The following is a 13,406-nucleotide window of genomic DNA, read 5'->3' as shown; positions in this document are numbered from 1 at the left end:
TCAGGCCCGGCTGCGGGCCTGATCAATAATGGCCTTCATATCCCGGACCGCTTCTTTCAGACCGGTGAAAACCGCACGGGCGATAATGGCATGGCCAATATTCAGTTCGTTGATGCCATGGATCGCCGCTACCCGCTCGGTGTTGTGATAATGCAGGCCGTGGCCGGCATTGACGATAAGCCCTTTCTTGCGGGCATAGGCCACCGCATCGGCAATGGTTTTGAACGCGGCATTTTCAGCCTCTGGCGTTTCGGCCTCGGCATACTCTCCGGTGTGAAGTTCGACTACCGGCGCGCCGCAACGCACTGCGGCATCAATCTGGGCCGGGTCCGGATCAATAAACAGTGACACCTCGGCACCAATCCGGGCCAGGCGCTCACAGGCCTTGGCAACCCGGGATTCCTGACCCTCGACATCCAGTCCGCCCTCGGTGGTCAATTCCTCACGCTTCTCTGGCACCAGGCAAACACATTCCGGCCGCACCTGTTCGGCAAACGCCAGCATCGCATCGGTTACCGCCATTTCTAGATTCATCTTGGTCTGGAGCACCTCTTTGAGCAGCAGCACATCCCGATCCTGAATATGACGCCGGTCTTCCCTGGGATGGATTGTGATGCCGTCTGCGCCGGCCTCCTCGGCCATCAGCGCTGCCTGGACCGGATCAGGGTACCGGGTACCTCTCGCCTGACGGAGGGTGGCAACGTGATCAATATTGACGCCAAGCAGTACTCTAGGATTCATGGGATTCTCCCCGAAGGTGAGTGAAAAGGCTGCGACTGTTCAGGGGACGCCCCTGGAGAAGGTAATCGATCAGGACTCGCATGACCCGTTTCGCCAGTCGCCGACAGCGCTCAGATTGCAAATCTTCCCCGGCCAGATCGAGCAAAACATCGCCCGGAAGATTTCGCAGGCGCACACCGGGCGACAGCCCGGACACTATGCCCTGCTCCGGATCATAACAATACTCCCCGCCGGGCTCGACGGATTGCCCGGTATCCGTGGCACGATCCCAGGCAAAGTCATAGCCGAGGGCGGAGGCAAAGGCGAGTTCAAAACGCCGAAGCACCGGCTCCACATCTCTGGTGTCGGACAACTGTCCGATGGCATCGATGTAGGCTGCAAAGAGCGTGGGATGGGGATCTGCAGCGGGCAGAATCCGCTGCAACAGTTCATTCAGGTAAAGGCCACTGTAGAGCGACACTGTCCGGGTAATTGTGGGGCCGGCCCGAACATCGACCTGGGTCAGGGTTTTCAGGTCGCCCCGGCCAGCCCAATCCACTATCAGAGGCTGAAAAGGTTGTAGCTGGGCTTTCAGGGGACTTTTGGCGCTGTTGGCTCCCCGGGCGATGACGGTCATCCGGCCATGGTTCAGGGAAAACAGATCCACCATGAGACTGGTTTCCCGCCAGGGACGTCGGTGAAGGACATAGGCGGGCTCCTGCAGCTCAGGCCCCTTCATGGCTGCCTCAGAGGTCGTTCATGCCCAGGCTTTTCAGGGCCCGGTCGCTGTCTGCCCAGCCACGCTTCACCTTTACCCAGAGCCTCAGCATGATCTTGCTGTCGAACATACGCTCCATATCCGTACGAGCTTCCTGACCAATGCGGCGCATCCGCTCGCCCTTCTCGCCGATGATGATCTTCTTTTGACCTTCGCGCTCGACCAGGATCAGGGCGGATATGTGCAGGGTCTTGCCCTCGCGCTTGAACTCCTCGATCTCCACCGCCACCGAATATGGCAGCTCTGCTCCAAGCTGTCGGGTGATCTTTTCTCGGACAATCTCGGAGGCCAGGAATCGCTCACTGCGATCGGTGATCTGGTCGTCCGGATAGAAATGAATACTCTCCGGCAGGAAACGCCCCACGGCCTCTTCCAGAGGTTCCAGATTGGTCTCTTTCAGGGCCGAAAGCGGAATGATCTCGGCAAACTCGCGCTTTTTCGAGAGCATATCCAGATGCGGCAGCAGGCTTTCCCGTTTTTCGATCTTGTCGACCTTGTTCACCGCCAGGATCACAGGGCATTTCAGGCGACTGAGTTTCTCCAGCACCATCTCATCCGCGGTCGTCCAGGCCAGCTGATCCACCACAAACACCACCACATCGACATCAATGAGCGCCGACGTGGCCGCCTTGTTCATGTAGCGGTTAATGGCACGGGGCTCCTCCTCGTGCATGCCAGGTGTGTCCACATAGATCGCTTGCACCGGCCCTACGGTCTTGATACCCAGCACCTGATGACGGGTGGTCTGCGGCTTGCGGGAAGTGATGCTCAGCTTCTGCCCGAGGATATGGTTCAGCAACGTGGACTTGCCCACGTTCGGACGGCCAACGATGGCCACAAAACCGCAGCGACTGTCCGGGTTTTCCGGACGGGTGATATCGTTCATTACTGGTTCTCCACGCCCAACTCTTTCAGGGCGTTACGGGCTGCCTGCTGCTCGGCCACCCGGCGGCTACTGCCAGTCCCGGTGGTCTTTCGGTCCAGCGACGGCAGCGCACAGGATACATGGAATGTCTGGTTGTGGGCCTCGCCGTCCACGGAAATGACGTCATAGCGTGGCAGCGGAAACTGACGCGACTGGAGATATTCCTGCAAACGGGTCTTGGGGTCTTTCTGGGTGTCCTGCAGGTCGAGCTTTTCCAGACGGTGCTCGAACCAGCGCAATACCTGTTCCCGGCAGGTATGGAAATCACTGTCGAGGTAGATGGCGCCGATGATGGACTCCACGGCGTCGGCCAGGATGGATTCCCGGCGGAAGCCTCCGCTTTTAAGCTCTCCCGAGCCCAATCGAAGGTATGTGCCGAGCTGGAACTCCCGACCAATTTCGGCGAGTGTAACGCCTTTTACCATCCGGGCCCGCAGACGACTCAACTGGCCTTCCCGGGCTTTTTCGAAGTGCAGAAACAGATACTCGGCAATCACCATATTCACAATGGAATCGCCGAGGAATTCGAGGCGCTCGTTATTCTGATTTCCATAACTCCGGTGGGTGAGTGCCAGCAGAAGCCGCTCTGGCGATTTGAACTGATAGCCGATGCGCCGCTGTAACTGATCCAGATCCGGTTGTGAACTCACTTGCCCTTCATCTCATATTTGTGCTTGAAGTGAACCACCGTATCCACATTGCTGAACAGGTTGTTGCGCACTTCGTAATCAACATTGATAACGACCAGATCGCCGTCTTTATCGACCGAAATATTCTTGGCGTCGAATCCCCGGACATTGTTCACGCTGAGCCGTTTGTTGATCAACGTACGGACCTGGGCAGGCCCCATCTGGGAGAGACCTTCGGTGCCATCAAGGCTTTCCAGCGCTTCCTGAATGGTTATGTCATCCAGATAGGCGGGACCAAGCTTGATCACCAGCGTCAGCAGGCCACCAAAAAACAGCACCATCACCATCATGGTCAATGCCGAGGCACCGCGCTGACGGCCCATGCCGGAAAGATTATTTTTCTTCATTACGACTGCGCTCCAGATAGTCCGAGTTACTCGATTCCGCCTACACGATCAAAGGATGGCAGACTGGTAAGGGATTTCCAGTGCATCCAGATAGCAAAGGCCTTGCCCACCACCAGCTCGTCCGGGACCGTGCCCCAATAGCGGCTGTCATTACTGTTGTCGCGATTGTCACCCATGACGAAATAATGACCCTCGGGCACCAGCCATTCGCCCTCACCACCGCCGCCAGACCGGCCCATGGTCAGAAAAATGTCGTGCTCTACTTCACCGAGATCCTCGCGGCGCAGTTCCATCGGCGGTAGCCGCGCGATAAACCGGGTTTCCACCCGATCGCCATTGATGAACAGCTGCTTGTCACGGTAGCGGATATGGTCGCCGGGCAAACCGATCACCCGTTTGATGTAGTTGGTCTGGCCGTCCTCCGGGTAGCGGAAAACCATCACATCGCCGCGCTGGGGATCGCCGACCGGAATCACTTTGGTGCCGGCAACCGGCAGCCTGAACCCGTAGGCGTATTTGTTCACCAGAATGAAATCGCCGACTTCCAGGGTGGGCAACATGGATCCCGACGGAATCTGGAACGGTTCAACCAGGAAGGACCGGAGGACCAGAACAATCGCCAGCACCGGAAAGAACGATCGGCTAAGGTCAACCAGGTAGGGCTCTTTTGGCTCCTCCGATTCCGCCGGGGAGCCTTCATCCACTGCGTCTCCGGTGCCGCTGGCACGGTAGGCAGCCAGACGACGCTCACGAAGAAACAGCTTGTCCGCCAGCCAGATCAGACCCGTTGCAAAGGTCAGTACCACCAGTACCAGGGGAAAATCGATATCCATCCAGGAGGCCTTTTATTTATCCACTTTCAGTACGGCAAGAAACGCTTCCTGAGGCACCTCGACATTACCCAGCTGCTTCATACGCTTTTTACCTTCTTTCTGCTTCTGCAGCAGTTTCTTCTTCCGGCTGACGTCACCACCGTAGCACTTGGCGGTTACGTTCTTGCGTAGCGCCTTCACGGTGACCCGCGACACAACCTGATTACCAATGGCGGCCTGAATCGCGATATCAAACATCTGCCGAGGAATCAGCTCTTTCATCTTTTCGATCAACTGGCGCCCTTTGTGGTGAGCCTGCTCCTTGTGCACGATCAGCGCCAGGGCATCGACACGCTCGCCGTTGATCAGCACGTCCAGGCGGACCAGGTTGGCGGTCTGGAACCGGGTAAAGTGGTAGTCCAGGGACGCAAAGCCGCGGCTGGCTGACTTGATACGATCGAAGAAATCCATCACCACCTCGGCCATCGGCAGCTCATAGGTGAGCTGGACCTGGGTCGTCATGAAGTGCATGTTCTTCTGGACGCCGCGCTTTTCCTCACACAGGGCTATCACATTTCCGATATGCTCCTGAGGCACCAGAATGTTCGCTTCTACGATCGGCTCACGCATTTCCTCAATGGAACCAATATCCGGAAGCCGGGACGGATTGTCTACCGACAGGGTCTCACCCTGTTTGGTAACCACCTCATAGATCACCGTTGGCGCCGTGGTGATCAGGTCGATGTCGTATTCACGCTCCAGCCGCTCCTGGATGATTTCCATGTGCAGCATGCCCAGGAAACCACAGCGGAAACCGAAGCCAAGGGCATCGGAATTCTCCGGCTCGAAAAACAGCGAGGCATCGTTGAGGGTCAGTTTTTCCAGGGCATCCCGGAAATCGTTGTAGTCGTCGGCGCTGACCGGGAACAACCCTGCATAAACCTGGGGTTTGACCTTCTTGAACCCCGGAAGCATAGGCGTCTGCTCGGCGAACTTCTGGTGGACGATGGTGTCGCCCACGGGCGCACCATGGATATCCTTGATTCCTGCCACCACGAAACCGACGTCGCCGGATTCCAGCACGTCGGTGTCCTTAGGCTTGGGATTGAAAATACCGACCTTGTCGGCGTTCCAGGCCTTGCCGGTGGATTTGATGACGATCTTGTCGCCCTTTTTCAGGGTACCTTCGGTCACCCTCACTAGCGACACAACGCCCAGATAATTGTCGAACCAGGAATCGATGATCAAGGCCTGCAGGGGCGCACTTCGGTCACCCTTCGGTGGTGGGATTTTCTTGATCAGATCTTCCAGAACATCTTCCACGCCCAGGCCACTCTTGGCGCTACAGCGGACCGCATCAGACGCTTCAATGCCAATGATGTCCTCGATTTCCGCCGCTACCCGTTCAGGTTCGGCCTGTGGGAGATCCATCTTGTTCAGAACCGGCACTACTTCGAGACCCTGCTCAATGGCGGTGTAGCAGTTGGCCACAGACTGGGCTTCAACGCCCTGCCCGGCGTCCACCACCAGCAGGGCCCCCTCGCAGGCATAGAGCGAGCGCGAAACCTCGTAGGAAAAATCCACGTGGCCCGGGGTATCGATAAAGTTCAGTTTGTATTCCTGCCCGTCACGGGCGGTGTAATTCAGCGTGACACTCTGGGCCTTGATGGTAATCCCTCGCTCACGCTCGAGATCCATGGAGTCCAGGACCTGCTCGGCCATTTCGCGGTCGGTCAGGCCGCCACAGACCTGAATAAAACGATCTGCCAGCGTGGATTTACCATGGTCGATGTGGGCGATAATGGAAAAGTTACGGATTCGGCTCAGTTCAGTCACAGACGATGAATACTCAGTTAAGACGAAGGATTGAGCCCGGAAGGGCCGCTACCGGGATCCGGGAACGGCGTGATTTTACCGGTTACCGGCCGCCATTGCCATGATCAGGAAATCAGCGGCCGTTCGTATTGCCGGATAAGGAAACCGATGAGCGCATCCTCGTCCAGCGGATAGCTGAACAGGTTGCCCTGACACTGGGCGCAGCCGTGAGTTTTCAGGAAGCTCAGCTGCTGTGGGGTTTCCACACCCTCCGCAACCACCGTAAGGTGGAGCTTGCGGGCCAGGGCAATCACTGCGGAGGCCACATCCGTGGCACTGACATTGTAGGGAATGTCGCGAATGAACCGGTGGTCGATCTTGATAACATCCAGCGGCAGCTGCTGCAAAGCAACCAGTGAACAGGAGCCGGTGCCGAAATCATCCAGTATCAGACAGACCCCGAGATCATGGAGTGACACCAGCAACTCCCTGAGCATTCGCGGATCTTCATTGAGCAGCTCCGCCGGCATCTCCAGCTCCAGCCGCTCCGGCGAGACGCCCGTCTCGGTGATGACCTGTCGGATCATGTCGAGGAAGCCCGAATCGGTCAGTTGTCGAACAGACAGATTCACCGCCATTTTCAGGGATTCAAAGCCGGCCCGTTCCAGGGCCTGAGCCTGAATACAGGCCTGTCTCAAAGCCCATTCACCCAGGCGAACAATCAGGCCGGTTTCCTCGGCAAGACCGATGAACTGCTGTGCCGACACCAGCCCCTTCTCCGGATGATGCCAGCGCAGGAATGCCTCAACCCCAATCACCCGCTCACTGGCCAGATCAATCTTCGGCTGGTAATGCAGAACGAAGCGATCGCCATCCAGCGCCGTGGCCAACTCCTCCTGTTGCAGAAGCCGCCTTGCCGCCTTGATGTTCATGGCCGGGGTGAAGAACTGGAACGTATTCCGACCCAGCTCCTTGGCACGATACATCGCCAGATCAGCGTACTTCATCAGGGTTCCGGCGTCCTCACTGTCGTGGGGAATCATGGTGATGCCGATACTGACCGTGATGCCGACTTCGTGATCGTTCAGCCGGATTCGCTGGCAAAGACTGCGCAGAATGGTCTCTGCGACCTTGCCGGCAGCATCGGAGTCACTGATCCGGGACAGCAATACCACAAACTCATCGCCGCCGAGCCTGGCAACCGAGTCCTCCTCACGGACACAACCCACCAGCCACTGCGCCACCTGGCACAGCAGTTCATCGCCGGAATCGTGCCCCAGGGTGTCGTTGATACGTTTGAAGCCGTCGAGATCCAGGAACATGAGGGCAGCCGGCTCACCGCTCCGGCGACTGCGGCTGACCACGTGATTCAAACGGTCCCGGAACAGTTGCCGGTTCGCCAGGCCGGTAAGCGGATCATAGAATGCCAGCCTGTGCAGCTCGGACTGGGCGGCCTTGAGCTGGGTCAGATCCCGCAGGCTAAGCACAACGCCATTGACGCCTGGCACCGACAACATGGCCGTAAAGGTGCCCTCCATATCCCGCCACTGCCCCTTGGCATCACGGATACGGACCCGGATGACCGGCATCTGTTTGCCCGGCGACTGAACGGAATCGTCAAAGCCTCGCTGCAGCTGGGGCCAGTCGTCACCATGAACGAGCTCCTCAAAGTTCAGGGCCTGAACCTGATCCGGCTCGAAGCCAAGGATATCCAGGCTGGACGGGCTCGCGTACAGGGGCTGCCCGGCACGGTCCATCACCAGGGTGACATTGGCTGCGCCTTCGGTAATCGCCCGATAGCGGCCGGCACTGATCTGCGCCATCAGCCGTGAACGGATCAAGGCAAGCACGAAGAGGAACAACAGGGCACTGATCACCAGGCCACTGCCGAGGACGATCGGAGGCCGCGGATCCGAGGCCAGGAAATCAAATGCGGGCGTGGAGCGCGTCTGCAACAGCCAGTCTCGACCACCATGGCTGATGGTCTGACTCATCTGGAAACTGAATTCGTTGTCCAGGGACCCCAGATTGGAGCCATACATGAGGTTCTGCCGTTCCACGACTCCGGCATCGTAGATCCGGACATCAAGAAACGGCGAGATCAGGCCAACGATGCCGTCGATAAGATTGTTCATCCGGAAGGCACTGAACACATAGCCCGCCAGCATCATGCGACGCTCGGCCCGGATCTCGGGCACTTCTCCCCCCTGGTAGACGGGGTAATACATCAGAAAACTGGCCTGGTCTTCGCCGAGCTCTTCCTGAACCAGCACCACCTTGGCAGTCACCGTGGGGATCGCATCATCCCGGGCCTGCTCCATGGCCTGGCGATGAATGGGATCACTGAAGGCATCGTAGCCGAGGGCCCGTCGGTTCCGTTCCGTGCCAGGCTCCAGGTAGACCATGGGGTAGTAGTAGGGACCGCTACCCAGCGGGTTCACCAGGTAATTATGCACCCCTTCCGCGCGGACAGAGGCAATATGGTCGGCCATCTGGCGTACACCGATACGGCGAACATAGCCAATACCCTGAATGCCCGGGTAGTAGCGGTTGATATCAACCTTGTCCACGTATTCGCGCCATTGATCACGGGAAACGTCTCCGGCCACCGCAAACAGACCGGCACTGCCGGCCAGCACCTGCTCGTAATTCAGCAAGCGCTCTTCGATGGCGGATTTAAGCTGGAGCGATTGGGTGCGAAAACGGGCTTCCGTGCGGTCTTCCACCAGCCGGATGGACACCTGCCAAAGCAATAGGGTGACGGCAACGGCTACCGCGAAGACCAGCCAGGCGACCCAGGCATTGCGGAATTCCAGTAGCTTACGGAGAGAGAGTTCCTGTCTGTTCATCATGGGGCTGGTCCGTTCCATGGCCGCTCATTTTTATTGATCCGCCGAGTATAACAAAAGCCCCCGCAAGTGTCGTTTCCAACACCTGCGGGGGCTCCATGTCAGGTAATCCGGATCAGCAGAAGGGTATCAGGGCTTCATCACCAGATACAGCGCCCGGCCCTGGCGCACCACCCGGACCGATACCGCCTTGCCCTCGGGCAGCGACTGAACAGCCTCGCGGAATTCCTGCACCGATGTCACCTTCTGGCGATTCATTTCCGTGATCACATCGCCCGCACGGATGCCCGCTTCGGAAGCCGCACCCCGCGCAACATTATTGACCACAACGCCGCCTTCAATACCCATGGAGTCGGCCATGTCCGTAGGCAGCGGTTCGACCATCATGCCCAGGGGCGCAGAGCCGGGACCATCACTGTCACTGGCCGGTGCGGAAGCCTGCTGGCTTCCCTCCTCGGGAAGGCGACCGATTTCAACCTGAAGCTCGATTTCCTCGCCACCGCGAAGCACTCTCAGTTCGGCAGTTTCACCAACCGGCGTGCGGCCAACCATGGGCGGCAAGTCAGAGGAAAGCTGCACATCGTCGCCGTCATAACTGAGGACGATATCCCCTGCCTGCAGGCCGGCTGCCTGCGCCGGCGAACCGGACATCACTTCGGCAATAAGTGCACCGCGGGGCCGCTTGAGACCAAAGGATTCGGCCAGATCACGGTTCACTTCCTGAATCAGCACCCCGAGCCAGCCACGGGAGACAGAGCCGTTGTCGCGCAACTGACGGAAGACGTTCATCGCATCGTCAATCGGAATGGCAAAGGAGACCCCCATGAAACCACCAGAGCGGGTGTAGATCTGGGAGTTGATACCGACCACTTCGCCCTCCAGGTTAAACAGAGGGCCACCGGAGTTGCCCGGGTTGATCGCTACGTCTGTCTGAATGAAGGGCACGTAGTTTTCCGATGGCAGGGAGCGACCCAGGGCGCTGACGATTCCGGCCGTTACCGTGTAATCGAATCCAAACGGGGAGCCAATCGCAAACACCCACTCACCGACTTTCAGATCCCGGGACCGACCTACCTGAACGACAGGCAGATCATCGCCGTTTTCAATTTTCAGCACGGCCATATCGGAACGAGGGTCTGTTCCAACCAGCGTCGCGGGCAGCTCGCGCCGGTCATTCAGCCGCACGATGATCTCATCAGCTCCCTCGACCACGTGATTATTGGTCAAGACATAACCGTCCGAGGAGACAATGAACCCGGAGCCCATGGAGCGGCGTGGCTGGGAGTTGCCAGGCCCACCTCCAAACGGAGACTGGGGGCCGCGGAAGAAATCCTGGAAAAACTCGGGAAGCTGTTCGAGCTGACGCTCATCAAACGGCATCCCGGGAGCGCCGGAATTGCGGCGCGTGGGCTCGGTGGTTGTACTGATGTTCACCACCGCACCGGCGTTATCTTCAACCAGCTCGGTAAAATCAGGCAGGCTGCGGGCTGAACTCGCCTGACTCCAGCCCGCCAACACCATGGCAGACAGCAAAATCAGCAAAGCGGCCGGCATCCTTCCGGGTATGAAATTACGTGACGACTGGGCAACTGCTGTTGCACTCGACATGTTGTACCCCCTGTTGTGCTTACACCTAGGCGTAGTTTTGGGTTCGGCCCACCGATTTTCAACTTACAAAACCGTAGGGTTTACAGACAGTTTTCAGAGGCTATCCGGCTTACCCGGACCAGGCGGGGCTCATACTCCTTGCCGCCCGCGTCTTGCAGTTTGCGTCCTGCGAAAAAACCCAGAGCCAGGCCAGCGACAGCGGCCAGCATCGCAGCGCCGTCGCTACCACCGGACATCTGGTGCCCGAGGATACTTGCGACAACCATCAGGATCAGTGGGACGGCATAGACCAGAATGGAAGCACCCAGCAACGCCTGCTCATCAATTCCGATGGTTACTTCATCTCCCACCCTGGCATTGACCGAGTTGGTCACCAGAATCTGGTTGGCGCGCCCGCCCGAGGCAGCCGCCAGGACTTTCTGACCACAACCATTGCGGGCAGCACAACTCTGACAGGCGCTGGTTCGGATCGTCTGGACCCAGACCTTGTCGCCCTTGAGCGCGACCACTTTTCCAGTTTCAGTAATCACGGCTTACCCGCACCCAGGGCCACCGAGTCTTCAATACGCACCGATTCGGCAACCTGGCGCGCAGTCTGCGGAGGCAGCTCACCCACGACGGTAACCAGAAAAGCGCTATCCCCTTCCGTCACCTGATGCATATAAACGGTGGTGGCGCCAATCAGGGAGGCGCCCGTCGGCATGCTAACCGGGCCAGCCGGCTCAACGAAGACCGAAAAAGCGGCCAGGCCATCGGAGAAGGCAACGGCCTGGCCCTTGCCGGAGCGGGGCGCCGCCGCAGGGACAAACCCTTCCGGGCGCCAGCCAAGCTGCCACCCATCCATACGCTGGACCACCGATGCCGTAGCAGCGGGCTCATCCAGCGTTCTGGAAATTTCCCGGCCCTCGGTGCGGATCTCGAATTCGCTATCGGGAATGTCCTCGCCGATGTGCAGGCTGGTGAACTGAAACTGCTCGAGCACTTCCCCCTCGGCATTACGAACGTTACTCTTGACCAGAAGACCGGTGGATTTCTCCAGCCAGAGCCGATGACTGTAGCGGTAGGGATCCTTGGCGCTTAGCGCCACTGAAACCACGTCATACCCTGCAACTCGGTCCTCACCTTTCATTTCCGCCCGATACCAGTGGCTGACCGGCATCAGCTGACTGGTGAACGCTTCGGCGAACGGGCCTGAAGGAATCACCTGGTCAAGCTTGACGCGGCCTGTTTCAGGAAGCACGCAGACCACATTCATGCCTTTGCGAACAATTTCTCCACTGCCGCCGTCCTGCAGAACCAGCCGCTCCTCAACAACGCCATTATTGTAACGATGGGCAATCTGCATGGAGTGCACGCTCTCGCCCCGGGCGTATACGAACACACCGCGGTAGGACGTCATGTTCAGGGCCGGACCCAGCCTTTCAAGCCAGGCGGATGCCTCGTCTTCGTCCGCGGCAGCCGGCAGCGACCCAGCAAGCGCAAGCAAAAAACCCACGAGCATGGACAACGCACGGCTTGGGACAACATTAATGAAGACTTGAGGCATGATTAAACTCTCGCTCCGGGGTTCAGTAGCCGGCACCGTTGGCACTGACCAGACGGGCATAGCCGACGGCGCCCCGCCCGGCGCCAACACTGTTGTGCTGTGCGTGTTCCAGCAGGTAGCGACTCATATACTCCCACTGTTCCTCATCAAGACCCTGCAGGGCAATTTCCCTGACCGGCTGGTCCTGCACAGGCGTTTCTGGTGCGGCTGCGGTCACCGGCTGAACCGGCCCGGTCGCGGATGAATCCCAACCGGCACCAGCACCGAACCCGACCAGCAGCGCCATGGCAACCATGGCGGCAGCCGGCCAGTGCCAGCGGCCGGACCTGGTGGCCTGTACGGCAGCTTCAGGCCTGACCGCGGTGGTGCCCCGCCCGTCAAGCCGTTCACGGACGCCCACACTGACGTCCATACCATGGGCCGGCGAGTGGCCGTCATGCATAAGGTCGCGAACATCCTGCCAACGCTGCCACTGCGCCCGAACCTCGTCCTGGCGATCGTGGGAAAGCAGGCGACGTACCGAAAGTTCGTCAGCTTCGTCGTCCATCATGGCGGACAGTGTTTCTCTGAGACGATCATCCATGGGATGCAACCTCAATTACGTCACCGAGTGATTGAGTAAAGGCCCAAGATGCCGATCAACCGCATCCCGGGCCCTGAATATTCTTGAACGGACAGTACCGATAGGGCACTCGAGGATACCCGCGATATCCTCATAGCTCAGCCCATCGTATTCCCTGAGCAGAAAGGCAGAGCGCAACTCCTCAGGAAGCTGGGCGATCGCCTTGTTCAATTCTTTCTGGAGCTGTTCCCGTTGCAGGAGCCGTTCAGGCGAAGCGGTGTCACGCAGCCGTGAACCGTCATCGAAATTCTCCGCTTCCGCCGAGTCGGCACTGCCCTGCGGCCGCCGGCCGCGGGATTCCAGGTAATTCTTCGCGGTATTGACGGCAATCCGGTACAGCCATGTATAGAAGGCGCTGTCCCCGCGGAAGCGCTCGATCGCCCTGAACGCCTTTACGAAGGTCTCCTGGGTCAGATCCATGACTTCCTGACTGTCGTAGACGTACCGACTGATAATTGATGCGACTCTGGATTGGTACTTGACCACCAGAAGATCGAAGGCGGCGCGATCACCATTACGGACCTTGCGCACCAGCTGCAGATCCGTCTGGCTGTCCGGGTGATCGCCCTGTTGTTTCTCTGTATCAGGAGTCATGGACTGGTTGCCGGGGTTCCCTGATTTGATGGCCAGCTGTCCGGCCTGTACCAAGTTTCGCTGCGTCATTGATGCTATCCGGCGTCCGTTCATGAAACGGG

13 protein-coding genes are annotated in these 13,406 nt (G+C 58.7%); all 13 read right to left on the bottom strand.

Translation table 11 applies throughout. The annotated features are described in order from the left end of the window. Positions 1 to 741 carry a pyridoxine 5'-phosphate synthase gene (gene pdxJ / locus AC5JQH_RS15590; RefSeq protein ID WP_053114632.1) on the bottom strand — a complete coding sequence of 247 codons (741 nt, stop codon included), beginning with the start codon at positions 739 to 741 and terminating at the stop codon, positions 1 to 3. Next, on the bottom strand, positions 731 to 1,459 hold the full coding sequence (gene recO / locus AC5JQH_RS15585; RefSeq protein WP_273069292.1) for a DNA repair protein RecO: 729 nt from the start codon (positions 1,457 to 1,459) through the stop codon (positions 731 to 733). Before recO ends, pdxJ begins: the two co-directional genes overlap by 11 nt. Positions 1,460 to 1,466: 7 nt before the next feature. After that, positions 1,467 to 2,384: a GTPase Era gene (gene era, locus AC5JQH_RS15580; protein ID WP_008176182.1), complete on the bottom strand. Its 918-nt coding sequence runs from the start codon at positions 2,382 to 2,384 to the stop codon at positions 1,467 to 1,469. Next, positions 2,384 to 3,073 (bottom strand): ribonuclease III, encoded by a 690-nt coding sequence (rnc, locus tag AC5JQH_RS15575; RefSeq protein WP_008176185.1) that lies wholly within the window; start codon positions 3,071 to 3,073, stop codon positions 2,384 to 2,386. The genes era and rnc overlap by 1 nt, the downstream gene beginning before the upstream one ends. Beyond that, on the bottom strand, positions 3,070 to 3,459 hold the full coding sequence (locus tag AC5JQH_RS15570; protein ID WP_008176189.1) for a DUF4845 domain-containing protein: 390 nt from the start codon (positions 3,457 to 3,459) through the stop codon (positions 3,070 to 3,072). Before AC5JQH_RS15570 ends, rnc begins: the two co-directional genes overlap by 4 nt. Positions 3,460 to 3,485: 26 nt before the next feature. After that, on the bottom strand, positions 3,486 to 4,292 hold the full coding sequence (gene lepB, locus AC5JQH_RS15565; protein ID WP_014576286.1) for a signal peptidase I: 807 nt from the start codon (positions 4,290 to 4,292) through the stop codon (positions 3,486 to 3,488). 12 nt (positions 4,293 to 4,304) lie between these two features. Further along, positions 4,305 to 6,107: a translation elongation factor 4 gene (gene lepA, locus AC5JQH_RS15560; protein WP_219123012.1), complete on the bottom strand. Its 1,803-nt coding sequence runs from the start codon at positions 6,105 to 6,107 to the stop codon at positions 4,305 to 4,307. Positions 6,108 to 6,211: 104 nt separating this feature from the next. Beyond that, positions 6,212 to 8,938, bottom strand: a complete 2,727-nt coding sequence (locus AC5JQH_RS15555) for a bifunctional diguanylate cyclase/phosphodiesterase (protein WP_273069228.1) — start codon at positions 8,936 to 8,938, stop codon at positions 6,212 to 6,214. A 126-nt stretch (positions 8,939 to 9,064) separates the two neighbouring features. Further along, entirely contained in the window at positions 9,065 to 10,489 is a 1,425-nt protein-coding gene (locus AC5JQH_RS15550; RefSeq protein WP_053114629.1) for a DegQ family serine endoprotease, read from the bottom strand. Positions 10,490 to 10,623: 134 nt separating this feature from the next. After that, positions 10,624 to 11,073: a SoxR reducing system RseC family protein gene (locus tag AC5JQH_RS15545; RefSeq protein ID WP_008176201.1), complete on the bottom strand. Its 450-nt coding sequence runs from the start codon at positions 11,071 to 11,073 to the stop codon at positions 10,624 to 10,626. Further along, positions 11,070 to 12,044: a MucB/RseB C-terminal domain-containing protein gene (locus AC5JQH_RS15540; RefSeq protein ID WP_493791464.1), complete on the bottom strand. Its 975-nt coding sequence runs from the start codon at positions 12,042 to 12,044 to the stop codon at positions 11,070 to 11,072. The genes AC5JQH_RS15545 and AC5JQH_RS15540 overlap by 4 nt, the downstream gene beginning before the upstream one ends. A gap of 67 nt (positions 12,045 to 12,111) precedes the next feature. Further along, a complete protein-coding gene (locus AC5JQH_RS15535; RefSeq protein ID WP_008176205.1) occupies positions 12,112 to 12,672 on the bottom strand; it encodes a sigma-E factor negative regulatory protein in 561 nt (186 codons plus the stop codon). Positions 12,673 to 12,687: 15 nt separating this feature from the next. Beyond that, positions 12,688 to 13,305: an RNA polymerase sigma factor RpoE gene (gene rpoE / locus AC5JQH_RS15530; RefSeq protein WP_104270355.1), complete on the bottom strand. Its 618-nt coding sequence runs from the start codon at positions 13,303 to 13,305 to the stop codon at positions 12,688 to 12,690. Between the last annotated feature and the right edge of the window lie 101 nt (positions 13,306 to 13,406).

Source organism: Marinobacter sp. H13 (genome assembly GCF_059072335.1).
This window is presented reverse-complemented; position numbering and strand designations above follow the sequence as displayed.